Below are 25,358 nucleotides of genomic sequence, written 5' to 3' on the forward strand. Positions count from 1 at the left end.
GACTCGTTCAGCTCTCCAGCGAGGCATCCAGCGTAATCTCGGCCTTGAACAGCTTGGAGACCGGGCAGCCCTCCTTGGCCTTGCCGGCAGCCTCCTGGAAGGCGGCATCGTCGGCGCCGGGGCTGCGTACCCGGGTGGTGAGATGAATCTTGGTGATGCTGAAGCCACCGGCATCCTGCTCGAGGGTTACGGCCGCCTCGGTCGAAATCCGCTCGGGGGTCAGCCCGGCCTCGCCCATGATCATCGACAGCGCCATGGAGTAGCAGCTGGCGTGCGCCGCACCGATCAGCTCCTCGGGGTTGGAGCCTGACTCGCCTTCGAAGCGCTTGGCAAAGCTGTAGGGCAGATCCTTCAGAGCGCCACTCTCGGTCGAGACCTGACCCTTGCCCTCTTTCAGGCTACCCTGCCAGACAGCGCTACCGGTTTTCTTGATGCTCATGTGGGTCGACTCCTTGAGATATGAGAACTGGCCAAAGAATTGGGAGCAACGCCAATGGACGCTGCCACTCCTCACCATAGCGCATCGACTTGTCTTCGCCATCCCTTTGGACAATATTAATGAAAATGTTTTCCACAAAAGGCCTTCTTTTATGGTCGACGTCTCGTCTCTTCAGGTAGTACTGCCCGCCACCGCTCACGAGTCCTCGCAAGCGCTGCCGGCCATCGGCCAGGGTACATGGTACATGGGCGAGGGGCTCGCACCCCGCCGCGACGAGGTACGTGCCCTGCAGCACGGCTTGGAGTTGGGTCTGACGCTGATCGATACCGCCGAGATGTATGCCGATGGCGGCGCCGAGGAAGTGGTTGGCGAGGCACTGGCCGGCCGTCGCGACCAGGCCTTCCTGGTGTCCAAGGTCTACCCTTGGAACGCGGGGCGCGAGAGCGCCATTGCCGCCTGCGAGCGCAGCCTCGAGCGCCTCGGTACTGACCACCTCGATCTCTACCTGCTTCATTGGCCGGGCAACGTTCCGCTGGAGGAAACCCTGGAGGCCTTCGAGCGGCTGCGGGAACAGGGCAAGATTCGCCGCTACGGCGTTTCCAATTTCGATATCGATGAGCTCGAGGCACTGGCGGCACTGCCCGGCGGCGACGCCTGTGCCGTGAACCAGGTGCTCTACCACCTCGGCTCACGGGGCATCGAGCACTCCCTGCGCCCGCTGATGCAGCGCCTCGGCATGCCGCTTATGGCCTACTGTCCGCTGGCCCAGGCCGGCAAGCTGCGCCAGGACCTGTTCGGCCATCCCGTGGTGTGTGAACTGGCCAATGGACTCGGTATCACGCCCGCCCAGTTGATGCTGGCCTGGGCGATTCGACCATACAATGGCCACCGCGATGCCATCGCCATTCCCAAGGCGGTACGACTGGAGCACGTCGAGCAGAATGCCGGCGCACTCGAGGTCGAGCTCGACGACGACGTCCTGGCCCGGCTCGATGAGGCGCTTCCCGCACCGAGCAAGAAGGTACCGCTCGACATCGTCTAGTGCTTGTCGACGGAAGCGCGCAGGCTCGCCAGGTCATCGGCCAGTTGCTCTGTGCCGAGCTGGCGCATCGCCTCGATGTTGCGCTCGGGAATCGCTTCCGGATCGGGATAGTGCGCCAGTGCCCGCTCCAGCCCCGCCTCGCGCAGCAAGTGAAGCATCGGCCAGGGCGAGCGGTTGGTGAAGTTGGCGGGGTCGTCGGCTGCGGCGCCTTCGAAGCAATAGTCGGGATGGAAGCTGGCCAGTTGGTAGATCCCCTCGTAACCCTGCTCGACCAGCAGCGCCTCGGCTACGTCGAGGAAATCGAGGTAGTCGTCGAAATTCTCGAGGCCCGGGCACAACACCATCAGAGTCGTCTCGATATCGGGCGAGGCATCGAGCCGGCGGCATTCCTCGATCAGCGCCTCGAGGGCCGACTCCCACTTCTCCGCCCCTACCTCGACGAAGCGGATGGTGTCATTCAGCATTTCGCGACGAGCGAAGGGGCAGACATTGTGGGCAACGACGAAGTCCTCGACCCAGGCACGGGTGGCAGCGCAGGCGGGCGTCAGTATCTCGGTCATGATGGGCCTCGTCGGCAAAAAGGCCAGGCAGTATACCCGAGCCATGAACGTATAGCGGGGTTCAATCCGAGGGACGCGGCATGGGCCCACGGCGCGAGGCAAGCCTATCGGCCAGCCGAGTCGGTTCCGGCAGCTTGGTGCGGCCAAGACACTTCGCCACCCAGTCGAGCGACGTCTCGAGGCTGATGCGATGGCCCAGCGAGACGAACACCGGCTTGACGCCGACCCGGGTACGCAACACCGCACCGATCGTCTCGCCGCGATGGCGCAGCGGTGTCCACTCGCCGCGCGCCTCCGGCACCTCGTCGTACACCCCGCACAAGCGCGACTTGGCCACCCCGATGGTCGGCAGGTCGAGCCACAGCCCCAGATGCGAGGCTACCCCCAGCCGGCGCGGATGAGCGATGCCCTGGCCGTCGACCATCACCAGCTCGGGGCGCGTCGTGAGCTGGCCGAAGGCCGCCAACGCCGCGGGTATCTCACGGAAGGAGAGCAGCCCGGGAATATAGGGCATGCGGGTCGGTTCGCGGTGCACCACCTGTTCCACTATCTCCAGCCCGACGAACGGATCGCCGGGCCAGGCCAGCACCACCGCCGCCGCCCGGGTGATCTCGCCGCCCTGCTCGAAGCCGATGTCCACGCCGGCGATATGGCGCACCGGCGCCAGCCGATCCTCGCGTTCGATGTGCCCGGCCATGCGTTTTTGCAGCGCAATGGCCTCCTCGGGGCTCAAATTCCAGTCGTGCAGGTTGGGGTCGGGCATTCCTGGCCTCCTGTTTCGTCCTTGGGTCTCGCGTAGACTATCGCCTCAGGATAGATGGACACCACCGCCGCAAGGGACACGATGAAGCTCATCCACACCGCCGACTGGCACCTGGGCCAGACCTTCCACGGCCAGGAGCGCCATGCCGAGCATTGCGCCTTCCTCGACTGGCTGCTCGACATCCTCGTCGCCCGAGAGGCCGATGCGTTGCTTGTCGCCGGTGACGTCTTCGACGTGGTCAATCCCTCACTGCGCGCCCAGGAACTGCTTTACGACTTCATCGTCAGCGCCCACGAGCGATTGCCGATGCTGGATATCGTGCTGATTGCCGGCAACCACGATAGCGGCAACCGCATCGAGCTACCTGCCCCGCTGATGCGCCGCCTGCGCACCCGCGCCCTGGGCCGGGTGAGCTGGCTCGACGACGGCAGCCTGGATGCCGAGCGTCTGCTGGTGCCCTTGACCGACGCTTCCGGCAAGACCCGCGCCTGGTGCCTGGCGCTGCCCTTCCTGCGCCCCGCCGAAGTGACCGGCCACGACCCGGCCCGCGCCAATGACGACGAAGGCGAACCAGGCAACAGCGCTCCCCGCAATGACTATGTGGCCGCCATCTCCCGCGTTCACGAGCAGTTGATCGAGGCCGCGCGCAAACATCGCCAGCCCGGCCAGGCGCTGGTGGCCATGAGCCACGCCCATCTGCACGGTGCTGCCGTTTCCGAGGCCAGCGAGCGACCCATCGTGATCGGCGGCGAGGAGTCGATCTCCGCCGGCCTCTTTCCTCCCGACATCGCCTACGTCGCGCTGGGCCACCTGCACCGCGCCCAACAGGTCGGCGAGGCACGCATTCGCTATAGCGGCAGCCCGCTGCCGCTGGATTTCAGCGAAGTGGCCTACCCCCACCAGGTCGTGGAAGCGGTGCTGGAAGGAGAAACTCTCTCCGCCGTGGAGGCGATTCCCGTGCCGCGCCCGGTGGCCATGCATCGCATCGGCCCTGGTGAGCTCGATACGGTGCTGGCCGAACTCGAGGCGCTGGCCCACGACCTTGCCCTTCCGCGCGAGCGCTGGCCCTGGCTGGAAGTTCGTGTCGAACTTACCGCCCCGGTGCCCGACCTGCGCACCCGGGTGGAGGCCGCGCTGGAGGGCAAGGCGCTGCGCCTGCTGCGCCTGGAGCGTCGCCTGCCCCAACTCGAGGGTGAGAACCCGGCGGAGCGGGTCGACCTGGAACAGCTGGGGCCACGCAAGCTGTTCGAGCGCACCTGGCAAGCGCGCTGGGGCGAAGCCCCCGACGCCGACGTGCTGGCCGACTTCGACCGGCTGCTGCAGGACGTGCTCGATGCCCAGGGGGAGGAGACGGCATGAAGATCCTTGCCCTGCGCCTGGCCAACCTGGCCTCCCTGCCTGGCCCGCTGGAACTCGACTTCAGCGCGCCGCCGCTCGGCGATGCTGGCCTGTTCGCCATCACCGGCCCCACCGGGGCCGGCAAGAGCACCTTGCTCGACGCCCTGTGCCTGGCGCTCTACGGCAACACGCCACGGCTGCGCCAGGCCCCCGGCCGCGATGCCCCACTGCCCGACGTGGAGGGCGAGACGGTGAGCACCGCCGACCCGCGCACCCTGCTGCGCCGCGGCACGGCAAGCGGTCATGCCGAGGTCGACTTCCTTGGCCGCGACGGGCGCCGCTACCGCGCGCGCTGGGCCGTACGCCGCGCCCGCGAGAAGGCCAGTGGACGCCTGCAGGCCGTGGAGCAGTCGCTCACCGACCTGGACGACGAGCGCCTGCTCACCGCCCAGAAGCGCGAGTTCGACCGCCTGCTGCCGGAGCGCCTGGGCCTCACCTTCGACCAGTTCACCCGCGCCGTGCTGCTGGCCCAGAGCGAGTTCGCCGCCTTCCTCAAGGCCGACGACAACGAACGCAGTGACCTGCTGGAGCGCTTGACCGGCACCGCCGAGTACTCGCAGATCTCCATGGCCGCCTATCGCCGTGCCAGCGAGACAAAGAAACGCGTCGATGCGCTCCAGGCCCGGCTCGCCGATGACCTCCCGGCCGAGCCCGAGGCCCGCGCCGAGCTGGAGCAAGCCGCCAGCCACGCCGAGCAGGCGCTGGCCGGCCTGCACCAGCAAAGCCAAAGCCTGGAGGCACGCCAGCAGTGGCACGCCACCGACGAGCGGCTGCTCCAGGCCTACCTCGGGGGCAGGCAGCAGCAGCAAGATGCCGAAGCACACTGGCACACATTGGCCAGTGCACGAGCCGACCGTGAGTGCCGCCGCCTGCTCGCTCCCCAGCGCCACCGGCTGTTGCGCCAGGCCGCGCTGCCCAAAGAGATCGCCGCGCTGGAGGAGGCCCACCGCCAGACCCTCAAGGCGCTCGAGCAGGCCAAGGCCGCCCAACAGGCCGCCGAGCAGGCCCGGGACCAGGCCGCGCAGCAGTTGGACGCCACCACCCAGGCCCGCGGGCAGGCCGAACCCGCCCTGCGCCAGGCCCGGGACCATGCCCAGGTGCTTGCCACCCTGGAAAAGCAGCTGGCCGAACTCGAGGCGCAGCACCGCGACTGCACCCAGCAGGCCGAGCGACTGGCCCAGCAGCGCAAGGAAGCCGAAGCCAGGCAGCTCGAACACAAACGGAAGCGCGACGAGTGGCAAGCCACCCTGCGCCAACTGATGGGCAGCCACGAACGGCTCGACGCTGCGCGCCAGGCGGCCCAGCAGACCCATGGCCTGGCCGCACGCCGTAGCCTGGCCCTGGGTGAGCTGGAAAGCCGGTGGCAGGAGGCTTGCCGCGCCGAGCAGGCCAAGCAGCAATTGGCCAAGCAACTGGGTGACGATGAGGCGCGCCAGACGCAGTTGATTGCCCAAGGCAAGGCTGCCCGGGAACGGCTCGACGAGCAGGAACGCCACTACCGCAGCCTGCACGACTTCATCGAATGCAGCCGCGCCGCCCGCAGCGAGAGTGTGGTGCAGCTGCGTGAAGCGCTGAAACAAGGCGAGCCCTGCCCGGTCTGCGGCGGGCTCGAGCACCCCTTCCGCCACCAGCCGCCCGTCACGCCCGAAGCGGCACAGCTGGCCGCCCAACAGGCGCAGGAACAGCAGCAGTTGGCCGAGGCCAGGCAGGCGTGGGAGCAGGCCCAACGGAAGCGCGACGAATTCGAGGGCGAGTACCGTGCCGTCATGGCGGCGATGGCACGCTGCCGCCAGGAGCTGCACCAGGCCGATAGTCGCCTGGCCCTGGCGCAGCAAGCCCTGGCCGAACATCCGCTGCACGCCGAACTCAATGTCATCGATACCGCCGAGCGCGACGCCTGGCTGGCGTACCAGCGCCGGGAGAGCGACGTCGAACGCGAGCAGGGCGAACGCACGCTCCAGGCACTGACCCGCGCCGAGGCCGAGTTGGCCCCGCTGGAGGAAGCCTTGCGCCAGGGTGAACTCGGGCTCGCCCAGCTCGAGGCCAGGCGGACCGCGCTCGAAGAGGAGTTCAACAAGCAGGCCGAACGGCTGCCTCCCTTGCGCCAGCAGCGCAGCGACCTGACCGCTGCCCTCCAGGCACTGCTCGGCGAACATGCCTCCGTCGACGCCTGGCAGCAGGCATTGGAAGCACACCAGGAGTCAGCCCGCCAGCAGCGCGACCGGGCCATCGAGCGCTGCCACGCTGCCGAGCGGGAACAGGCGCGGCTCACCCAACAGGCAAGTCACGAGGCCGAGCGCATCGAGCAGCTCATCCAGGAAGGCGCCGCACTGGAGCGGGAACTGGCCGACTGGCGCCAGGCCCATCCGCAATTGGATGACGCCACGCTGGCCCGACTGCTGGCGCAGCCCGAAGCGGAAGCCGAGCGTGAGGAACGCGAACTGGCCGATGCCGACGAGGCCCGCCAACGCACCGAGGCGAGCCTCGTCGAACGGCGCCAAACCTTGCTCGCGCACCGCCGCGGGCAGGCGCTGGCCAATGATGACAGCGACGATGCGTTACTGGGCGAAGAGGTCGAAGCGGAGATCGTCAGTCGTCGTGAGGCCCTCGTCGCCGAACGGCAGGCTCTGGAGCCACAGCTGGAGACAGCCCAGCAGACACGCGACGAGGCCGTTCACGCCCTGCGCGACGACGACCGCCGCCGCACGCGCCAGCAGGAGGGGCAAGCCGAACTGGAGGCGGCCCGCACCGAGCATGTGCGCTGGGCGCGCATCAGCGAGTTGATCGGCTCCGCCGACGGCAAGGTCTTTAGACGCATCGCCCAAGCCTACAACTTGGAGCAACTGCTGGAACACGCCAACGCCCACCTCACCGGCCTCAGCCGTCGCTACCGGCTGGCCCGCGGCGGCAGCGAACTCGGCCTGCTGGTGGTGGACCACGACATGGGCGACGAGCGCCGCTCGGTGCACTCGCTCTCCGGCGGCGAGACCTTCCTCGTCTCACTGGCGCTGGCTCTCGGGCTCGCCTCCATGGCCTCGGGCGAACTCACCATCGAGTCGCTGTTCATCGACGAAGGCTTCGGCAGCCTCGACCCGCAGTCGCTGGCACTGGCCATGGAAGCACTCGACGGCCTGCAGGCGCTGGGCCGTCGCGTCGGTGTGATCTCCCACGTGCAGGAAATGCACGAGCGCATCCCGGTGCAGATCCAGGTAGAGCCGCTGGGCAACGGCACGAGTCGGGCAAGGTTGGTCAGCCTTTGACGTCTCGTCGCCCTTCACGGCCCATTGCGCCGGCCCATCCCGTGCGCCATCTTCTACAGGGTTCTACAGGAAGCATTCCAAACGTGAGGGTCCCCCATGAAGTACCTCTGTCTCGCCTATGAGGAAGAGCGAATATTCAGCGAAATGACGGAAGCCCAGTGGCATGAGCTACTACAGGAAACCCTGGACTATGTGGCCGACCTGCAGAGACGAGGCAAGCTGGTCCAGACCAACGCCTTGCAGAGCGCCACCAAGGCTCGCACTCTGAGAATTCGTGATGACGAACTCATCATGACCGATGGGCCCTTTGCCGAGACCAAGGAGCAGCTAGGCGGCTTCTTCCTGATCGAGGTCGCGTCAGAAGAGGAAGCCCTGGAGATTGCTGCCGGCTGGCCGTCAGCGCGACTTGGCACCATCGAGGTGAGGCCCGTCGAGGAGGAATTGAGACCCGAAAGCCGCTACTGAGCGGGAGGTTGGTGAGTGTCTAGCCGCTCGAAGAGACGTCGATAGGCGGTCTGCCTCGGCTATGCTGCATGATTCAAGGAGCCTTTGAAGGGAGGCATCATGCAGGCTTTTGCGTTGCACGGCATGCGTTACCTAGGCCTGACACTGCTGTTGGGGCTGGCGGGTCAGGCATTCGCAGCCGAAGTGAACTGGCCGCGCATGACCGAGTCGGCAGACGGAGTTCCGATTGCCTATGAGGTGCAGGGCAGCGGCGAGCCCACGCTGGTGTTCATCCACGGCTGGAGCGGCGACGGGCGCTACTGGCGCGGACAGGTGCCGCACTTCTCGCAGCAGCATCGGGTGGTAACGATCGATCTCGCCGGTCACGGACATTCCGGCCTGGAGCGCGAAGACTTCACCATGCCGGCCTTCGGCGAGGACGTGAAGGCGGTGCTGGAGGACCTGGACGTGGAACAGGCCATCCTCATCGGGCACTCCATGGGTGGGTCGGTCGCCGTGGAAGCGGCACGCCTGATGCCGGAGCGCGTCATCGGCATCGTGGGCGTCGATACCTTCCACCATGTCGCACCGCAAATGACCCAGTCCGATCTCGAGCAAATGCTGGCACCAATGCAGGAAAATTTTACCGATGCCGCGCACCATTTCACGGCTACGATGTTCGTCGAAGAGACCGATGCGACGCTACGCGATTGGGTCATACGGGACATGGCAGCCGCTGTACCGGAAGTTGCCCTCAGTGCATTCCAGGACATGGGAACACGCCACATCGATGGGGAAGCGGCGCAGCACTTCCAAGAACTGACCGTGCCGGTAGTCGCCATCAATGCCGACCTGTGGCCGACCGACATCGAAGCCAACCGGCAGTTACTGCCCGAATTCGACGCCGTGATCATGGAAGGCACCGACCATTTCCTGCACATGGCCCGACCCGCAGAGTTCAACCAAGAGCTGGAGCGGATGATCGGCACGGCACCATGACAGCCGAGGGTGGCAGCAGCTCTCTCGCTGGCGAGATGTGGACTGGCATTGACCCATACGCGCAAGCCGGAAAGAGCCACGCGTAACCACACCTTATTTACTTTACGGCCGAAACTAAAATAAGCAGCCGGCTTATTTTAGGAACCGAAGATAGTCAGCCAGCAACTGCGATACGAAAAAAGCGCCCCGTTGCCGGGGCGCTTCTGTCACGTCTTGCTTCTCGACTGGATCACGCCAGGTCGAAGCGATCCGCGTTCATCACCTTGTTCCAGGCGGCGACGAAGTCCTGAACGAACTTATCCTTGGCGTCGTCCTGGGCGTAGATCTCGGCGATGGCGCGCAACTGCGAGTTGGAGCCGAACACCAGGTCGACCCGGGTGCCGGTCCACTTCAGCTCGCCAGTCTTGCGGTTGCGGCCCTCGAACACGTCGGCGTCCGAGGTGGCCGGCTGCCACTGGGTGCCCATGTCGACCAGATTGACGAAGAAGTCATTGGTCAGGGTGCCGGGGCGATGGGTGAACACGCCGTGGCGTGAGTTGCCGTAGTTGGCCTCGAGCACGCGCAGCCCGCCCACCAGCACGGTCATCTCCGGCGCGCTGAGTCCCAGCAGCTGCGCCTTGTCGATCAGCATTTCCTCGTCGGAGACGGTGAAGCGGGCGCGGCGGTAGTTGCGGAAGCCATCAGCCTCGGGGCGCAGCCACTCGAAGGAGTCAGCATCGGTCTGAGCTTCGCTGGCATCGGTACGCCCCGGTGTGAATGGCACCTCGATGGCGTGGCCGGCATCCCGGGCGGCCTTCTCGATGGCGGCGCCGCCGCCCAGCACGATCAGGTCGGCCAGCGAGACCCGCTTGCCGGACTGCATCGCATTGAAGTCGCCCTGAATGCTCTCCAGCGTCTTGAGCACCTTGGCCAGTTGCTCGGGCTGGTTGGCTTCCCAGCCCTTCTGCGGTGCCAGGCGAATGCGGGCGCCGTTGGCCCCGCCGCGCATGTCGGAACCGCGGTAGGTGGAAGCCGACGACCAGGCGGTGTAGACCAGCTCGGCCACGCTCAGCCCGGAACCGAGAATCTTGCTCTTGAGGCTGGCGATGTCCCGGGCATCGATCAGCTCATGGTCCACCGCCGGTACCGGGTCCTGCCAGATCAGCTCTTCGGCCGGCACTTCCGGGCCGAGGTAGCGCACCTTCGGGCCCATGTCGCGGTGGGTCAGCTTGAACCAGGCACGGGCGAAGGCATCGGCGAACTCGTCCGGGTTGTTGTGGAAGTGCTCGGAGATCTTGCGGTACTCGGGATCCTCGCGCATGGCCATGTCGGCAGTGGACATCATGATGCCGACGCGCTTGTTCGGGTCCTCGGCATCCGGCGCCATGTGCTTCTCGGCGAGATTCTTCGGCACCCACTGCTTGGCTCCCGCCGGACTGGTGGTGAGCTCCCACTCATTGCCGAACAGCACGTCGAAGTAGCTCATGTCCCACTGGGTCGGCGTCGGGGTCCAGGCGCCCTCGAGGCCACTGGTGATGGTGTCGCGGCCCTTGCCGCTCTTGTGGCGGCTCTTCCAGCCGAAGCCCATCTCCTCCATGGGCGCAGCCTCCGGCTCGGGGCCAACGTTGACCGGGTCGCCGGCGCCGTGTGCCTTGCCGAAGGTGTGGCCGCCGGCGGTCAGGGCCACCGTCTCGTAGTCGTTCATTGCCATGCGGGCGAAGGTGTCGCGGATGTCCCGGGCCGAGGCCAGCGGATCGGGATTGCCGTCGGGGCCTTCCGGGTTCACGTAAATGAGCCCCATCTGTACGGCGGCCAGCGGGTTCTCCAGCTCGCGTTCACCGGAATAGCGGCTCTTGGCATGGCCGCTGTCGGCCAGCCACTCATCTTCGGCACCCCAGTAGATGTCCTCTTCCGGCTGGTACACGTCCTCACGCCCGCCAGCGAAACCAAAGGTCTTGAAGCCCATGGACTCCAGCGCGACGTTGCCCGCCAGGATGTAGAGGTCGGCCCAGGAGAGCTTGTTGCCATACTTCTGTTTGATCGGCCACAGCAGGCGGCGTGCCTTGTCGAGGTTGCCGTTGTCGGGCCAGCTGTTGAGCGGCGCGAAGCGCTGGGTGCCGGTACCGGCACCGCCGCGGCCGTCGCCCACACGATAGCTGCCGGCGCTGTGCCAGGCCATGCGGATGAACAGCGGGCCATAATGACCGTAGTCGGCCGGCCACCACTCCTGGGAGTCGGTCATCAATGCTTCGAGGTCCTGCTTCACAGCCGCCAGGTCGAGCGACTTGAACGCCTCGGCGTAGTTGAAATCCTCCCCCAGCGGGTTGGACTTCGGAGAGTGCTGGTGAAGGATGCTGAGGTTCAGCTGGTTGGGCCACCAGTCATGATTGGAGTTGCCGGTATCGCCCTGCTTGGTGCGAGAACCGTGCATGACGGGGCATTTGCCTGCGGTACTGTCGACTTTCTGATCCATGACGCTCTCCATCGGATGACGCGTTGTGCTGTATCAAGTGCAAGATCGTTGAGCTGATGGAGTCTTCCCGTACTGCGGCCCGGCTCGTAACAGTTCCTGCGCTGCCGCCTCCTTGTTGCCGTAAGGCTTCCCTCGCGAGACGCATGTTTCCTTGCCAGCCATCAACGTGAAAATAGGTATACCAGCAGAGGTAAATTAGAAGAGACTTGTTTTTCCGCACCGAGGTGATAGCTAATTTCAATGATCTATCCGATTCTCATTAAATTTAGCTTTGCCATGCAGCCGCCTTCCCCCGTCGCGCCCCGCAGCCAACCAGTCGTGTTAGGCTTTCTGCAATGTCCTGAAAGGAGTGACTCATGACCGCCGCCGAGATGCTCGAGCGCCTGGTGGGCTTTGCCACCGTTTCGCGCGATTCCAACCTGGACCTGATCGCCTTCGTCGAGGGCTACCTCGACGAACACGGAGTGAAGCACTGGCGGGTGGAGAGCGATGACGGCAGCAAGGCCAATCTGCTGGCCCGCATCGGGCCGGAGGTGGAAGGCGGCGTGGTGCTCTCGGGTCACACCGACGTGGTGCCGGTCGATGGCCAGCCGTGGTCGACCGATCCCTTCACGCTGGTCGACAAGGGCGACGGCCGGCTCTACGGCCGCGGCACCTGCGACATGAAGGGCTTCATCGCCTGCGCCTTGGCCGAACTGCCCGAATGGCTGGCGGCTGGCCTGGACAAGCCGATCTACCTGGCCCTCTCCTACGACGAGGAAGTCGGCTGCATCGGTGCGCCACGCATGATCGAGCGGCTGATGGCCGATCACCCCCGCCCCGCGGCGGTGATCGTCGGCGAGCCGACGATGATGCAGCCGGTGGTGGCCCATAAGGGCGCCACCAACCTGCACACCAAGGTAACCGGCCGCGCCTCGCATTCGAGTCAGGTCGACCAGGGCGTCTCGGCGATCCACGTGGCGGCACGGCTGGTCATGAAGATCGAGGACGTGATGGCCGAGCTGCGCGCCGAAGGGCGTGTCGACGAGGCCTTCAACGTCGCCCACTCCAGCCTGCATGTGGGCAAGATCGCCGGCGGCACCGCGATCAACATCATGGCCCGCGAGTGCACCTTCGAATGGGAGATTCGCCACCTCCCCGGCGACCGCGTCGAGGAACTGCTCGGCAGGGTGAACGACTACGCCACCGAGCTCGAGGCCGAGATGCAGCGCCGCGCGCCAGAGACGAGCATCGTCACCGAGGCGCTCAACGTCACCGTGCCGGCACTCGCCGACGACAACAATGCCGAGGTGCTCGGCCTGTGCCGCGAGCTGCTCGGCGAGCAGCCCAGCGGTGCGGTGGCCTACGCCACCGAGGCCGGCCAGTTCCAGCGCGTGGGGCTACCCACCGTGATCTGCGGCCCCGGCAGCATTCGCCAGGCGCATCAGCCCGACGAGTACATCGAGATCGAACAGCTCGCGGAAGGCACTCGCTTCATGCAGGCGTTGGGGCGGCGACTGGCGAGTCATTAACCTCCAAAGCTGGGCTCGGCGAGCCCCGTCACGCCTGTTCGCATCTGCAGCAGGCTGCCGGCCAGGGGCCAGCGCGCCTTGCCCTCGGCGTCGAGGTGCTGGGTAGCGGTAGTGATGTAGAGCGTGCGCAGGTCGGCCCCGCCGAAGGCCACCATGGTCGGGTGCGGGCACGGCACCTCATGCTCCGCCATCAGCTCGCCCTCGGGCGAGAAGCGCACCACACGGCCGCCGTCGTAGAGCGCGCTCCAATAGCAGCCTTCGCTGTCCACCGCCGCGCCGTCGGGCACGCCGGGCAGCCCCAGCGTCTCCAGGTCGACCCAGGTCTCCCCCTCCCCCAGCGTGCCGCTGTCAACGTCGAAGGGGTAGCGCAGGATGCGCCGACTCGGTGAGTCGGTGTGGTAGAGCCAGCGCCGGTCGGGGCTGAAGGCGAGGCCGTTGGAGATGCGGATGTCCGTTAATCGCGGCGTAAACTCGCCCCGGTCGAGGCAGTAGAGCGCCGCCGTGGGGCTCGCCTCGTCGCTGCCAATGGTACCCACCCACAGCCGGCCGGCGGCGTCGCAGCGGCCGTCGTTGAAGCGATTGCCCTGCCCCGCCTGCCGCTCTTTCTTCCACTCAGGATTGGCCGCCAGCCGCTCGGGCTCGCCGCTCTCGGACAGGCGCAGGATGCCCGACGCGGCGGCGGCCACCAGCTCGGAATCGGCGAGCGCCACGCAGCCCACCTTCTCGTCCAGCTCGATGCGTGTCGGGGCTCCGCCCTCCTGCGGGCGCCAGGCGTAGACATGGCCGTTGTTGATGTCGGCCCAGTAGAGGGTCTGCCGCTCCACCGACCACACCGGGCTCTCGCCCAGGCTCATGTCGAGCTCGACCGCCACTTCGATGCCACTCTCTTGCATGCTTGCTCCTTTCATCTTCCGGCGTTCCTTGGCCTCAATGATTGTCGCGCGGTGGGCTCTGGCGTGCCACGTCGCGGTACTTGGCAGCGCCTGCCAGCGTCATGCCACGGTCGAGCGGCTCCACCAGGGTCCGCTGGATCTCCTGCCACGGCGTCTGGTGGCCAGGATAGCGATAGCCGCCCTGGCTCTGCAGACGCTCACGGCGCGCCTGTATCTCGGCGTCGTCCACCAGCAGGCGCACCTCGCCGCGATTCAGGTCGACGCGCAGGCGGTCTCCGTCCTCGAGCAGCGCCAACCCACCGCCGGTGGCCGCCTCGGGCGAGGCATTGAGGATCGACGGTGAACCGGAGGTGCCCGACTGGCGGCCGTCGCCCAGGCACGGCAGCGACTCGATGCCGCGCTTGATCAGCGCCTCGGGTGGCTGCATGTTGACCACCTCGGCACCACCGGGGTGGCCCACCGGGCCGGCGCCGCGCATCACCAGGATGGTGTGTTCGTCGATCTCGAGCGCCGGGTCGTCGATGCGCGCGTGGTAGTCTTCCGAGCCGTCGAACACCACCACCTTGCCCTCGAAGGCGTTGGGATCGTCCGGATTGGAGAGGAAGCGCGCGCGGAAGTCGGCGGAGATCACGCTGGTCTTCATCAGCGCCGAGTCGAATAGGTTGCCCTTGAGATTGAGGAAGCCGGCCTGCTCGACCAGCGGGTTGTCGTAGCGGCGTATGACCTCGGGGTCCTGGGTCTCGCAGCCCGCCACGTTGTCGGCCAGCGTGCGGCCGTTGACGGTGAGCGCCTCGCCGTGGAGCTTGCCGGCACCGAGCAGCTCGCAGACTACCGCCGGCACGCCGCCGGCGCGGTAAAACTCCTCGGAGAGGTAGGCCCCGGCGGGCATGACGTTGGCCAGCAGCGGGATGGCGTGCCCCAACGCCTGCCAGTCGTCGTTGGTCAGCTCGATGCCCGAGTGGCGGGCAATGGCATTGATGTGGATCGGCGCGTTGGAAGAACCGCCCAGCGCCGAGCACACCACGATGGCGTTCTCGAATGCCTCGCGGGTGAGGATGTCGCTGGGCCGCAGGTCCTCCCACACCATGTCGACGATTCGCGCGCCGGTGTCGTAGGCCACGATCGAACGCTCCTTGTAAGGCGCCGGGATCATCGCCGAGCCGGGCAGGCTCATACCCAGCGCCTCGGCCATGGAGTTCATGGTCGAGGCGGTGCCCATGGTGTTGCAGTGGCCAACCGAAGGCGCCGAATCGGTAGCACGGGCGAGGAACTCGGCGTAGTCGATGTCGCCCGCCGTCAGGCGCTTGCGCAGCTCCCAGATGATGGTGCCGGAGCCGACCCGGTCCGGCCCGCGCCAGCCATTGAGCATCGGTCCGCCGGAAAGCACGATGGCGGGAATATTGACCGTGGCGGCGGCCATCAGGCTCGCCGGGGTGGTCTTGTCGCAGCCGGTGGTGAGCACCACGCCGTCGAGCGGGTAGCCATGCAGCACCTCGACCAGCCCCAGGTAGGCCAGGTTGCGGTCGAGCGCGGCGGTGGGCCGCCGCGCGTTCTCGTGGATCGGATGCAGCGGGAACTCGAACGGCACCCCGCCGGCGGCACGAATGCCGTCCTTGACCCGTTTGACCAGCTCGATGTGATGACGATTGCATGGCGTCAGGTCGGATCCCGATTGGCAGATGCCGATGATCGGCTTGCCGCTGGAGAGTTCCTCCAGGGTGATGCCATAGTTCATGTAGCGCTCGATGCACAGCGCCGTGGTGCCCGGCGATTCGGGGTTGTCGAACCACCAGCGCGAGCGCAACTGGTCGGGCGTGATCTTGCGGTCGGTCATGTCGCGATCCTCATGCGAGTCGGCGGTCTTGTCTTGGCCGGATTGTCCTTGGTCGTGGGGCATAGTGATACACGACATCGGCCGGTGACGTCATTCATAGGCCATCTCCTCGAGCTCCTTGCCACTCGTCTCCTTGACCAGGCGCAGCACGAAGAAGACCGACACCACCGCGCACAGGGCGTAAAAGCCATAGGCACCCGCCAGACCGATCGAAGCCAGCATGATGGGGAAGGTCATGGTGATGCCGAAGTTCGCCAGCCACTGGAACAGCCCCGCGATGGCCAGGCCCGAGCCGCGCATCTGGTTGGGGAACATCTCGCCGAGCATGACCCACATCACCGGGCCCCAGGAGACGTTGAAGAAGAATACGTAGGCGTTGGCCGACAGTAGCGCAAACACACCCATGTCGTCGCCGAGACGCAGGCTGCCGTCGACCAGGCTCGCCGTGGAGAAGGCATAGGCCATGCTGGCAAGGGTCAACGCCATGCCCACCGAGCCCGCCCACAGCAGCGGCTTGCGACCGATCTTGTCGATCAGGGCAATGGCAACCAGGCAGGCACCGATGCTCACCGCCCCCGAGATGACGTTGATCAGCAGAGCGTCACCTTCGGAGAAGCCTACCGACTGCCACAGCACCGCACCGTAGTAGAACACCACGTTGATACCCACCAACTGCTGGAACACGGCCAGGCCGATGCCCACCCAGACGATGCCGTGCACCTTGCCGGTAGCGCGATCGATCACGTCGCGCAGGCGCGGCTTATGATCCCGCGACAGGGTCGCGTCGATCTCTGCCAGCTTGGCGCTCACTTCGCCCTCGGGCATCACCAGGCCCAGCACCCGTCGCGCCTCACCCTGCTTGCCGCTGCTGATCAGGTAACGCGGACTCTCAGGAATGAACAGCAGCGCCACCAGGAACACCGCCGCCGGCAACAGCTCGATCCAGAACATCCAGCGCCAGGTGGCAAATCCCAGCCACAGCTCGACCATCGCCGAGCCGGACAAGTGCGCCAGCACATAGTTGCTGAGAAAGGCCACGAACAGCCCCGAGATGATCGCCACCTGCTGAATGGTGGCGAGCCGGCCCCGATAGGCGGCAGGTGCCACTTCACTGATATAGGCCGGCGTCATTACGCTGGCCGCGCCCACCGCCATGCCGCCCAGCACACGATAGATGACGAATTCCAGGGAGCTTCCGGCAACGCCCGAACCCCAGGCGCTGACCAGGAAGAACACCGCCGCCACGATCAGCAGCGTGCGGCGTCCGAAGCGGTCCGCCAGGCGTCCGGCGAAGAAGGCGCCGACGGCGCAGCCGAGTAGCATCGAAGCGACGTTGAAACCGGTCCCCACGCTGTCGGAGCCGAATGCGGCCTGAAGGCCGTCGACGGTGCCGTTGATCACGCCGCTGTCGAAGCCGAACAGGAAGCCGCCGATGGCGGCGATGCAGCAGATCATGAAGATATAGGCCGAACGACTCATTACCTTGCGTTGCATGACGAGTACTCCGAAAAAAGGGCGCCCGAGCGGGCGCCAAGGCGAGGAAGCCCCGCGATGAAGGGTTGCCCGAACGCTCCTACCACCACACGTCCATCTGCACGCCGAAGGTGAGGCCGTCGTTGTCGTCGATTTCAATGGCATCGCCTGCCGCACCCGCGTCGATGGCGCGGCTGGTGCGATCCGCCTGGAAGGCGTCCCCGTTCCAGTCCGCATAGGTGGCGAAGACGCGAATCACCGGACGCGCGAAGCCACCCACTCCCGCCGCCCATTGCTGGGCCAGGGTCAGCTTGGTCAGGCGGCGGCTGTCGTCGCCATTCTCGGGATCGATATAGTCGTGGCCGAGCTCGAGGGCCGTGCTCAGGTTGTTCGTCCAGTAATAGGTCGGACGTACGCCCGCTGAGATCCAGGTGGCTCCGGAGTCGTCATCGAAGCTCTTCTCTTCATAGATGGCCGCATATAGCAGGTCGAGCTTGTCGGGGGCGAGCCACACATTGCCGTGGTTGATGACGCGCCACATCTCACCGCCGGGCACGTCCGGGGAGACTCCGGCATTCATGCGCCCCTGACCGCTGCCGGCATTGATGATGCCGTCGGTGGCGTACTGCAGTGCCAGCTTGTTGGAGCCGCCGAACCAGTTGTTCTGCTCGTGTTGGACGGTGAACATATGGCCCCTTTCGGCCTCGCTATCGCCGTAGTAGGCCTCTTGAGCATCGCTCAGTTGAGCGCGGCCGTAGTTGTAGCCCAGCACCAGCGTGCCATCGCGGTTGACGGGAATGTCGGACCAGCGAATGTCCAGGGTGTCGTTGGAGATACGGTTGCCGGCATCGGGGTACTCGGTCTCGTCGGTGCCCGTGGCGCGCATCCACGCCAGGTGCAGCTTGCCGGTGCCAACGTCGATGTTCTCGATACCGCCGCCAGGGCCGGTGGAGTCCCAGTAGAAGAAGTCGTTGATGTGTACGTCGTGGCGGCGATAGAAGCGCTTGCCCGCCCACAGGGTGGCGCCAGGCAAGGCGTCGACCACATTGTTGCCCTGCACGTACAACTGACGCAGGGACACCTCAGTATCCTCGGAATCGTTCACCTGATTCGAGAAATAACCCACCATGCTGTTGAAGTAGAACGATTTTTCGCCCTGTTCAAAGAGGGTCGCGCCCAGACCCAGCTCGGCATAGGTCTCGCATTCGTTGCCCAGGCGGTACTTGGCCCCGGCGCCATTGGCCCGAAAGCAGGCCTGATCGCCGCCGCCTGCGGTGTTGCCGATGCCGGACCGCGCATAGCCGGTAAAGTCGATGCCGGAGATAAAGTCTTCCTGCGCTTGGGCAGTACCGAAGGCGAGACAGCCGAGTCCGATCAGCCCCAGTCGGGCCAAGGCATGTGCTGTGTGATGCGGCGTTTTCATTGTTTTACGCATTGTTTGCTCCTGTGAATGATGGCGCTGCTTGTTGTTGGTAATAACTCTGAACTAAGTGATTGTAGTGTGACGGGTGGATGGCTCCTTGGTATCAACGGGGTGGATTTAGCTGGCGAGACAGCGGAAACGGCAGCACATCGAGAAGCACTCCCCTGTATCCAGCTCGACCAGGCCTTGGCGTTGCGGATCACCACGGTGGGCATCGACATCGTGGGACACCGGTTCGAAGCAGAAGAAATCCGCCTGCTCGCCCGGCGAGAACACCAGGTAGCGCGAGGTATCGGCACGCACCTCCAGCGTCAGGCCACGCTCGGGCCAGCTCAGCACGGCCCTGCCGTTCCAACCGGTAAAGAGATTGTCGATCTTGCCTGTGGGAAGTGCCGCGCCACGGGAAAAGTCCCAGGGCTCGCCGGGTGAAAGTCGGCGCCACTCGGTCGGCAGTTGGGCGGCATCGACCTCCCACACGCCCTCGGCAGCGGCTTCGATTTTTACCTCGGCGCTGCGCGGAAACCAGGGGTGCAGGCCCAGGCCGTAGGGGGCAGAGCTCTCCCCCAGATGGGTCACGGCGAGGGTGACCTCGAGCGCAGCTTCCTCCAGGTGGTAAGTCAGCTCCGCCCGATAGACGAAAGGCGGTTGTTCGCGGGAGCGCAGGCCGAGCCGCAGCCACGTATCGCCTTGCTCCTCCACCTGCCAGGCCTGTTGCCAGCCGTCGCCGTGGATCGGCAGAGGCTCGCCGGGCAGATTGGCTGCCATTAAATAATGACGGCCGCGCCAGGCGAAGCCGCCCTCGCCGATGCGGTTGGACCACGGCACCAGCGGGTACATGGCCAGCCGGTTGGGGTCACTTTCGTCCTCGCTGCCCGGGCGCATCAGCGGCTCGGGGCCGCACTCGGTCAGCCTGTCGAAGCGCACCACCGAGCCCCCGACTTGCGGGTTGACCACCAGGCGCAGCTCGCCGTTGTCGAGAGTGATCGTCATGACGTTCGCTCGCTCACGGCTCAGGCCAAGCTGACCTGGGACCGGGCCAGGGCATCGTCCGGCAGGCGCTGGCCGTCGACATCGAAGCCATGCAGCAGCTCATGGCGCGGCGTCAGGTTGAGCACGTCGCCGCTGCGCACCTCGGCATCGCCGGGCAGGCGCACGATCAGCGGACCGGTGGCGTCGCTGTCGACATAGGCGAAGGCGTCGGCGCCGAGCATCTCGACGACCCGCACGCGGGCCTGCCACTCCCCCGCCTCGCTGCTCACCTCGAGGTGCTCCGGGCGAATGCCGAGCGTGGCGGCGCCGTAGGCCTTGGCCACATCGCCTTCGATCAGGTTCATCTTGGGTGAGCCGATGAAGCCGGCTACGAACAGCGTCTCAGGGCGCTGGTAGAGCGCCATCGGCGTGCCCACCTGCTCGATGCGACCGGCGTTCATCACCACGATGCAGTCGGCCAGGGTCATCGCCTCGACCTGATCGTGAGTGACGTAGACCATGGTGGCGTCGAGCCGCTGGTGCAGCTCGGCCAGTTCCACGCGCATGCGGTTACGCAGCGCGGCGTCGAGGTTGGAGAGCGGTTCGTCGAACAGGAACACGCCGGGGTTGCGCACGATGGCGCGACCAATGGCCACGCGCTGGCGTTGGCCGCCCGAGAGTTCGGCCGGCTTGCGCTCGAGCAGCTCTTCCAGGTTGAGCAGGCGAGCTGCCTCGGCCACCTTGGCCTTGCGCTCATCGGCGGGCACCTTGGCCAGGCGCATGCCGAAGTCGATGTTGTGCGCCACCGTCATGTGCGGATAGAGCGCGTAGGACTGGAACACCATGGCGATGTTGCGCTCGCTGGGCTCGGCGGTGGTGACGTCACGCCCGCCAATGGAGATGGCACCGCGGGTCACCGTCTCGAGCCCGGCGATCATGCGCAGCAGGGTCGACTTGCCGCAGCCGGAGGGGCCCACCAGCACGGTGAAGGAGCCGTCCTCGATGCGCAGATTGAGGTTGGGGATCACCGTGGTCTTGCCACGGAAGGTCTTCTCGATGTCGACCAGGGTTACGTCAGCCATAGCATGTCTCGTCTTGGCGCCAGTTGTGTTTGTCGTAGGCGAAAATCGGGTTCAGCGGGCATTGCGGCGGTAGCAAAACTCGGCAAAGTCCGCCGGCGTGGCTCGCCCGCTGATGTCGTGGGCCGCCATGCCCAGGAAGTTGCCGGTGAAGTAGCCGTGGGCGCGGCCGCTGCCTTCGTCCGAGAGCAGCCCGGCGTCCAGCACCGGGCCGATCGGCTGCCACCCGGCACTGCCCTGGGCGAAGCGGAACTGCAGCTCGCGCTCATGGATATCGAGACCCAGGCGCACCGGCAGGCCGGACTCGATCGCCACGCCGCCCTCGGCAATGTCGAGCCGCCCGCTCGGCCACTCGTCGTGACAGCTCATCACGCTGAGCACCTTGTCTCCGCTGTCATTCAGGCTCACCGCCAGGTAGTGGAACTTGAAGCGGTTGTAGTAGGCGATCAGCCCGGCGAACTGCTGAATATCGTCTGGTTCGAACTCGAGCTCGGTCTCGGCGCTGCAGTAGTGGGTGTCCTGACGCCTTGCCACCAGCGCCTGCTCGAACCACGAGCCCACCGACTCGCGGCCGAACAGGCGCAGGTAACCAGGCCGCGCATCGATCGAGAACAGCCGATCGGGCTCGGGTGTGCGCAGCCACTGGAACGCCGCCGGCAGCGCGCCGGGCGCGAAGGTGTAGCGCTCCTCCTCGGCCGGGGCCTGCTGCGCCACGCCGCTCTTGTCACCAGAGATGGCCACCTCCAGCGCAGGGGTGTTGCCACCATGAGCCAGGCGCAGCCAGCCATCCTCACCCCACTCCACCTTCTGAATCGCCGTCTCGCGACCCAGCGGTGAGCGCCGCGTGCCAGGCAGCGGGCGGCTGCACAGGTGCACCATCCAGGTTTCGCCATCGGGCGTTTCCACCAGGTCGGCATGACCGGCGCGCTGCAGCGGGTTGTCCGGGTCTTGGCGTGTGGTCAGCACCGGGTTGTCCGGGTGCACCTCATAGGGGCCGGCGATCTCGCGCGATCGCGCCATGGTCACGGCATGGTCGTAGCCGGTGCCGCCCTCGGCCACCAGCAGGTGGTACCGGCCGTCGCGGCGGTAGAGGTGCGGCCCTTCGGTGAGCTTCATTCCGGTGCCGGCAAAGATGTTGCGGATCGGGCCGACCAGTTGCCTACGCTCGACGTCGTACTCCTGCAGCAGGATGCCGCCGAAGCGGTCGCCCCCTTCGCGCTGGCGATAGTCCCACTTGAGGTTGACCAGCCACTTGCGGCCGTCCTCGTCGTGGAACAGCGAGGGGTCGAAGCCGCTGGAATTGAGGTACGCCGGATCGCTCCAGGGTCCTTCGATGCTGGGCGCAGTGACCAGGTAGTTGTGGCCGTCCTTGAAGTTGCCCTCGTAGCGCTTCATGTCGGTGTAGATCAGCCAGAACAGGCCATCGGCGTAGGTCAGGCACGGCGCCCAGATACCGCAGGAATCGGGATTGCCGCGCATGTCGAGCTGGGCGGCCCGGGCCAGCGGACGGTGCACGAGTTGCCAGTTGGCAAGGTCCCGCGAATGGTGGATCTGCACGCCCGGATACCACTCGAAGGTGGAGGTGGCGATGTAGTAGTCCTCGCCGACCCGGCAGATCGAAGGGTCGGGGTTGAAGCCGGCGAGTATCGGGTTGCGAAGGGTATCGGTCATCGGAGTCATCCCTTGACGGAGCCGCCGGTCAGCCCGGCCACGATGTATTTCTGCGCGGCGAGGAAGAAGATCACCGCCGGCGTAATGGTCAGCGTCACGAACGCCAGGATCATGTTCCACTGGGTCAGGTACTCGCCCTGGAACTGCATCATGCCGAGCGGCCAGGTGTAGATGGAGCGGTCGTTGAGCACCACCAGCGGCAGCAGGAAGTTGTTCCAGCTCTGCACGAAGACGAACACGCCCACCGTGGCCAGGATCGGCGTCGACAGCGGCAGGGTGAACGACCAGAAGAAGCGCAGGTAGCTGCAGCCATCGACGTAGGCAGCCTCGAACAGCTCCTTGGGCAACTGGTCGAAGAACGCCTTGAACAGCAGGATCGCCAATGACAGGCCGAAGGCGGTCTGCGGCAGGATCACTGCCCAGTAGGTATCCAGCAGCCCCAGGTCGCGTACCTTGATGAACAGCGGCAGGATCGCCGCGGCGAAGGGGAACATCAGCCCCAGCAGCAGGTAGGAGAGGATCATCTTCGAGCCGAAGAAGCGGATCTGCGAGAACACGTAGGCCGCCGCCGCGCCCACCACCAGGGTCAGCAGTACCGTCATCGACGAGATGAGGAACGAGTTGCCCATGTAGCGCCAGAAGTTGCCGTCGAGGAAAATCGCAACATAGTTCTCCGCGTTCCAGGTGTCCGGCAGGCCCAGCGGATTGGTGCGCAGTTCGGCGTTGCTCTTGAAGCCGCCGAAGAAGGAGGCCAGCAGCGGGCCGATGACCAGGCTGGCCACCAGGATCAGCACGATGACGCGAAGCGTGTTGCGGGTAGTAGTGGCGCCGCTCATGCCCGTTCCTCCTTCGTCGTGGCGCGCTGGTAGAACAGCGCGATGCCGATGGCGAGCACGAACAGCACCACGGCGGCGGCGCTACCGAAGCCGATGTTCAGCCGCGAAAGACCGAAGGTGTAGAGGTAGGTGACGATGGTGTGCGTCGAGTTTGACGGCCCGCCGTTGGTCATCGGAATGATGATGTCGAAGATCTGCAGCGAGCCAATGATGGCGAAGAAGCCGCTCACCACGATGGCGTGCTTGATCAGCGGGATCTGCACGAACAGCGCCACTTGGCGCGGCTTGGCGCCCTCCAGCTTGGCCGCCTCGATCAGATCCTTGGGTACGCTCTGCAGCGCGGCGATGTAGATCATCATGTGGAAGCCGAAGTACTTCCACACGATCACCGTCATGATCGCCGGGAAGGCCCACTGACGGTCGGCCAGCACATAGACCGACTCCTGCCCGAGGGCCTGGAACATGAAGGCAGTGATGCCGTAGTCGCCATCGAAGACGAAGCTCCAGATCAGCCCGGCGGCCACCTCGGCGAGAATGTAGGGCAGGAAGAACACCAAGCGGAACAGTGTATTGGTTGGCGTCTTGCGATACACCAGCAGCGCCAGGCCCAGCGCCAGCGGCATCTGGATGATCAGCGAGACGAGAATCAGCTTGGCGGTGTTCCACAGTGCGGTATGGAACACCGAGTGGTCGAGCAGACGCTCATAGTTCTGGGTGCCGACGAAATCGCTCGGCGTACCGTAGCCGTTCCACGAGAAGGCGCTGTAGTAGGCCGCGTCGGCCAGCGGCAGGATGACGAACAGCGAGAACAGGATCAGCGCCGGTGGCAACAGGATCAGCACGGCGGTGAACTTGCCGCTGGCCAGCCCCTGCCGCAAGCGATCGACGTTGCTTCTCCTGTGCACGGCGGGTCGGGTCATGGTGGTCATGGCAGATACCGTTCCAGAGGATATGGCCCGGCGCGATGTGAGTGCAGCGCCGGGCGTACGCATATGTTTCAGCGAACCGGTTCAGCGGAACATCCAGGCTTCTTCAATCTGGGCAGCCGCTTCCTCGGGCGTGATTTCCCGCTGGGCCAGGTCGCCGCTGATATCGTTGACCGTGGCGCCGACCGAGGTACCAAGTGCCTGGTCGAGGAACACCTGGTGGAAATTCGACTCGCTGAGGATCTCGGCGACCTTGCGCGCATAAGGCGTATCGAGTTCCTCTTCGGAGCCGTGGGCCACTGGCACGAAGATGCCTAGCCGTGCGGCCTCGCGCTGGTTCTCCTCGTTGAGCAGGAAGCGCAGGAAATCCACCGCTTCGTCGGAGGCGTCGCGGGTCACGGCGAAGCCGTTCATGCCGCCGAAGCTGTCGTCGTTACCGGCCCCGCCTTCCACGCGGGGGAAGCGAATGAACTCGAGGTCTTCGTCGGGCACGCCCTCGCCCGTCATCGAGCGCTCCTGGGAAGGGATGTAGTCCCAGTCGCCCATCAGATGCAGGGCCGCTTCACCGTCACCGAACATGGCGCTGGCGCGCTCGTAGGAGGTCGCCATGAAGCCCGACTGGAAGGGATTGAGCTCGACGAAAGACTGCAGCAGCTCGCCGGCACGCACGAAGGGCTCGCCCTCGAAGCCGCCGTTGTCGCCCTGTTTGGCTGCCTCGATGCCCTCGCCGCCGGCCAGACGCGTGGCCAGGTAGCCCCAGTAGAAATGCATCGGCCAGCCATCCTGACCGCCTACCACGGCGGGCGTGATGCCGCTTTCGCGCAGGGTAGTCACTGCCTGCCGCAGGTCCTCCCAGGTCTCGATGGCTTCGATATCGACGCCGGCCTGCTCGGTCAGTGCGGTATTGGCCCAGAAACCCACCACGGTGGCGTAGAGCGGCGCGCCGTAGACGCGATCGTCGAGCGTGAAGGCGCGCACGGCCGACTCGGGGTAGAGGTCCTGCCAGCCGTCCTGCATCTCCTCGGTGAGGTCGCGCACGAAGCCGGCCTCGACCTGGTCGCGCAACCCCTCGCCACCCCAGCTGTAGAAAATGTCGGGGCGCTGATTGGACTGCAGCAGCGTCGGCAGGCGTGTCTTGTAGGCCTCGTTGGCGATGTACTCGAAGACCACGTCGACGCCAGGGTTCTGCGCCTCGTACTCGGCAACGACATCGGCGTAGTACTGCTTCTCGACGTCGCTGATTTCGACCCTGAGCACCCTTACGGTGGTATCGGCCGCCGCGACGAACGCCGCCAGGCCGGAGGTCAGGGCAACCGTCGCCGTCAACCAGCGCCTGGCGCGAGGTGGCCTGGGCAGTCGCTGTTGGAAAGTGTGCATGGCGTGCTC

Annotated in this window: 20 protein-coding genes; 6 read left to right on the forward strand and 14 right to left on the reverse strand. The window is 65.8% G+C overall.

Translation table 11 applies throughout. From position 1 onward, the window contains the following. Window positions 1–7: 7 nt before the first annotated feature. Window positions 8–439: an OsmC family protein gene (locus tag ACRWQA_RS14950; RefSeq protein WP_263583134.1), complete on the reverse strand. Its 432-nt coding sequence runs from the start codon at window positions 437–439 to the stop codon at window positions 8–10. 151 nt (window positions 440–590) lie between these two features. On the opposite strand from ACRWQA_RS14950, the gene ACRWQA_RS14955 reads away from it, so the two are divergent. Next, window positions 591–1,481, forward strand: coding sequence for an aldo/keto reductase (locus ACRWQA_RS14955; protein ID WP_434229265.1), 891 nt, complete (start codon window positions 591–593; stop codon window positions 1,479–1,481). Here the strand turns inward: ACRWQA_RS14955 and ACRWQA_RS14960 are convergent. Both ACRWQA_RS14960 and nfi read right to left on the reverse strand, forming a co-directional pair. Next, a complete protein-coding gene (locus tag ACRWQA_RS14960; protein ID WP_434229266.1) occupies window positions 1,478–2,041 on the reverse strand; it encodes a DUF1415 domain-containing protein in 564 nt (187 codons plus the stop codon). The genes ACRWQA_RS14955 and ACRWQA_RS14960 overlap by 4 nt on opposite strands. Before the next feature lie 61 nt (window positions 2,042–2,102). Continuing rightward, window positions 2,103–2,804, reverse strand: coding sequence for a deoxyribonuclease V (gene nfi / locus ACRWQA_RS14965; RefSeq protein WP_263583131.1), 702 nt, complete (start codon window positions 2,802–2,804; stop codon window positions 2,103–2,105). An 81-nt stretch (window positions 2,805–2,885) separates the two neighbouring features. On the opposite strand from nfi, the gene ACRWQA_RS14970 reads away from it, so the two are divergent. The 4 genes from ACRWQA_RS14970 to ACRWQA_RS14985 all read left to right on the forward strand — a co-directional run bounded on the left by ACRWQA_RS14970 (window position 2,886) and on the right by ACRWQA_RS14985 (window position 8,905). Then, window positions 2,886–4,163: an exonuclease SbcCD subunit D gene (locus ACRWQA_RS14970; protein ID WP_263583130.1), complete on the forward strand. Its 1,278-nt coding sequence runs from the start codon at window positions 2,886–2,888 to the stop codon at window positions 4,161–4,163. Further along, complete coding sequence (locus tag ACRWQA_RS14975) at window positions 4,160–7,462, forward strand: AAA family ATPase (protein WP_434229267.1); 3,303 nt, start codon at window positions 4,160–4,162, stop codon at window positions 7,460–7,462. Before ACRWQA_RS14970 ends, ACRWQA_RS14975 begins: the two co-directional genes overlap by 4 nt. Before the next feature lie 96 nt (window positions 7,463–7,558). Beyond that, a complete protein-coding gene (locus tag ACRWQA_RS14980; RefSeq protein ID WP_263583128.1) occupies window positions 7,559–7,927 on the forward strand; it encodes a YciI family protein in 369 nt (122 codons plus the stop codon). A gap of 99 nt (window positions 7,928–8,026) precedes the next feature. Beyond that, complete coding sequence (locus ACRWQA_RS14985) at window positions 8,027–8,905, forward strand: alpha/beta fold hydrolase (protein ID WP_446326191.1); 879 nt, start codon at window positions 8,027–8,029, stop codon at window positions 8,903–8,905. Between the two features lie 229 nt (window positions 8,906–9,134). Here the strand turns inward: ACRWQA_RS14985 and katG are convergent, their stop codons facing one another. After that, window positions 9,135–11,357, reverse strand: a complete 2,223-nt coding sequence (gene katG / locus ACRWQA_RS14990) for a catalase/peroxidase HPI (protein ID WP_434229269.1) — start codon at window positions 11,355–11,357, stop codon at window positions 9,135–9,137. A 356-nt stretch (window positions 11,358–11,713) separates the two neighbouring features. Between katG and argE the strand changes: the two genes are divergently transcribed. Then, window positions 11,714–12,868, forward strand: coding sequence for an acetylornithine deacetylase (gene argE, locus ACRWQA_RS14995; protein ID WP_434229270.1), 1,155 nt, complete (start codon window positions 11,714–11,716; stop codon window positions 12,866–12,868). On the opposite strand, the gene ACRWQA_RS15000 is transcribed toward argE, so the two are convergent. From ACRWQA_RS15000 to ACRWQA_RS15045, 10 genes are all read right to left on the reverse strand, one after another. After that, window positions 12,865–13,761: an SMP-30/gluconolactonase/LRE family protein gene (locus ACRWQA_RS15000; RefSeq protein WP_434229271.1), complete on the reverse strand. Its 897-nt coding sequence runs from the start codon at window positions 13,759–13,761 to the stop codon at window positions 12,865–12,867. The genes argE and ACRWQA_RS15000 overlap by 4 nt on opposite strands. A gap of 34 nt (window positions 13,762–13,795) precedes the next feature. Next, window positions 13,796–15,595 (reverse strand): IlvD/Edd family dehydratase, encoded by a 1,800-nt coding sequence (locus ACRWQA_RS15005; protein WP_434229272.1) that lies wholly within the window; start codon window positions 15,593–15,595, stop codon window positions 13,796–13,798. 90 nt (window positions 15,596–15,685) lie between these two features. Beyond that, entirely contained in the window at window positions 15,686–17,089 is a 1,404-nt protein-coding gene (locus tag ACRWQA_RS15010; RefSeq protein ID WP_434229273.1) for a sugar porter family MFS transporter, read from the reverse strand. 79 nt (window positions 17,090–17,168) lie between these two features. Then, entirely contained in the window at window positions 17,169–18,503 is a 1,335-nt protein-coding gene (locus tag ACRWQA_RS15015) for a maltoporin (RefSeq protein WP_434229274.1), read from the reverse strand. Between the two features lie 105 nt (window positions 18,504–18,608). After that, complete coding sequence (locus tag ACRWQA_RS15020) at window positions 18,609–19,481, reverse strand: aldose 1-epimerase (RefSeq protein WP_434229275.1); 873 nt, start codon at window positions 19,479–19,481, stop codon at window positions 18,609–18,611. A 20-nt stretch (window positions 19,482–19,501) separates the two neighbouring features. Further along, window positions 19,502–20,542, reverse strand: a complete 1,041-nt coding sequence (locus ACRWQA_RS15025) for an ABC transporter ATP-binding protein (protein WP_434229276.1) — start codon at window positions 20,540–20,542, stop codon at window positions 19,502–19,504. 51 nt (window positions 20,543–20,593) lie between these two features. Further along, window positions 20,594–22,210, reverse strand: coding sequence for a glycoside hydrolase family 43 protein (locus tag ACRWQA_RS15030; protein WP_434229277.1), 1,617 nt, complete (start codon window positions 22,208–22,210; stop codon window positions 20,594–20,596). A gap of 5 nt (window positions 22,211–22,215) precedes the next feature. Beyond that, complete coding sequence (locus ACRWQA_RS15035; RefSeq protein ID WP_263583111.1) at window positions 22,216–23,046, reverse strand: carbohydrate ABC transporter permease; 831 nt, start codon at window positions 23,044–23,046, stop codon at window positions 22,216–22,218. After that, window positions 23,043–23,975, reverse strand: coding sequence for a carbohydrate ABC transporter permease (locus ACRWQA_RS15040; RefSeq protein ID WP_263583110.1), 933 nt, complete (start codon window positions 23,973–23,975; stop codon window positions 23,043–23,045). Before ACRWQA_RS15040 ends, ACRWQA_RS15035 begins: the two co-directional genes overlap by 4 nt. Before the next feature lie 81 nt (window positions 23,976–24,056). Further along, window positions 24,057–25,349, reverse strand: coding sequence for an ABC transporter substrate-binding protein (locus tag ACRWQA_RS15045; RefSeq protein ID WP_434229278.1), 1,293 nt, complete (start codon window positions 25,347–25,349; stop codon window positions 24,057–24,059). Between the last annotated feature and the right edge of the window lie 9 nt (window positions 25,350–25,358).

Source organism: Billgrantia sp. C5P2 (assembly GCF_051062895.2).

What these genes read in the sequence shown, in the direction of transcription:
- ACRWQA_RS14950 (WP_263583134.1), bottom strand. Translation starts at nt 439, where the DNA reads ATGAGCATCAAGAAAACCGGTAGCGCTGTCTGGCAGGGTAGCCTGAAA.
- ACRWQA_RS14955 (WP_434229265.1), top strand. Translation starts at nt 591, where the DNA reads ATGGTCGACGTCTCGTCTCTTCAGGTAGTACTGCCCGCCACCGCTCAC.
- ACRWQA_RS14960 (WP_434229266.1), bottom strand. Translation starts at nt 2,041, where the DNA reads ATGACCGAGATACTGACGCCCGCCTGCGCTGCCACCCGTGCCTGGGTC.
- nfi (WP_263583131.1), bottom strand. Translation starts at nt 2,804, where the DNA reads ATGCCCGACCCCAACCTGCACGACTGGAATTTGAGCCCCGAGGAGGCC.
- ACRWQA_RS14970 (WP_263583130.1), top strand. Translation starts at nt 2,886, where the DNA reads ATGAAGCTCATCCACACCGCCGACTGGCACCTGGGCCAGACCTTCCAC.
- ACRWQA_RS14975 (WP_434229267.1), top strand. Translation starts at nt 4,160, where the DNA reads ATGAAGATCCTTGCCCTGCGCCTGGCCAACCTGGCCTCCCTGCCTGGC.
- ACRWQA_RS14980 (WP_263583128.1), top strand. Translation starts at nt 7,559, where the DNA reads ATGAAGTACCTCTGTCTCGCCTATGAGGAAGAGCGAATATTCAGCGAA.
- ACRWQA_RS14985 (WP_446326191.1), top strand. Translation starts at nt 8,027, where the DNA reads ATGCAGGCTTTTGCGTTGCACGGCATGCGTTACCTAGGCCTGACACTG.
- katG (WP_434229269.1), bottom strand. Translation starts at nt 11,357, where the DNA reads ATGGATCAGAAAGTCGACAGTACCGCAGGCAAATGCCCCGTCATGCAC.
- argE (WP_434229270.1), top strand. Translation starts at nt 11,714, where the DNA reads ATGACCGCCGCCGAGATGCTCGAGCGCCTGGTGGGCTTTGCCACCGTT.
- ACRWQA_RS15000 (WP_434229271.1), bottom strand. Translation starts at nt 13,761, where the DNA reads ATGCAAGAGAGTGGCATCGAAGTGGCGGTCGAGCTCGACATGAGCCTG.
- ACRWQA_RS15005 (WP_434229272.1), bottom strand. Translation starts at nt 15,595, where the DNA reads ATGACCGACCGCAAGATCACGCCCGACCAGTTGCGCTCGCGCTGGTGG.
- ACRWQA_RS15010 (WP_434229273.1), bottom strand. Translation starts at nt 17,089, where the DNA reads ATGCAACGCAAGGTAATGAGTCGTTCGGCCTATATCTTCATGATCTGC.
- ACRWQA_RS15015 (WP_434229274.1), bottom strand. Translation starts at nt 18,503, where the DNA reads ATGCGTAAAACAATGAAAACGCCGCATCACACAGCACATGCCTTGGCC.
- ACRWQA_RS15020 (WP_434229275.1), bottom strand. Translation starts at nt 19,481, where the DNA reads ATGACGATCACTCTCGACAACGGCGAGCTGCGCCTGGTGGTCAACCCG.
- ACRWQA_RS15025 (WP_434229276.1), bottom strand. Translation starts at nt 20,542, where the DNA reads ATGGCTGACGTAACCCTGGTCGACATCGAGAAGACCTTCCGTGGCAAG.
- ACRWQA_RS15030 (WP_434229277.1), bottom strand. Translation starts at nt 22,210, where the DNA reads ATGACCGATACCCTTCGCAACCCGATACTCGCCGGCTTCAACCCCGAC.
- ACRWQA_RS15035 (WP_263583111.1), bottom strand. Translation starts at nt 23,046, where the DNA reads ATGAGCGGCGCCACTACTACCCGCAACACGCTTCGCGTCATCGTGCTG.
- ACRWQA_RS15040 (WP_263583110.1), bottom strand. Translation starts at nt 23,975, where the DNA reads ATGACCACCATGACCCGACCCGCCGTGCACAGGAGAAGCAACGTCGAT.
- ACRWQA_RS15045 (WP_434229278.1), bottom strand. Translation starts at nt 25,349, where the DNA reads ATGCACACTTTCCAACAGCGACTGCCCAGGCCACCTCGCGCCAGGCGC.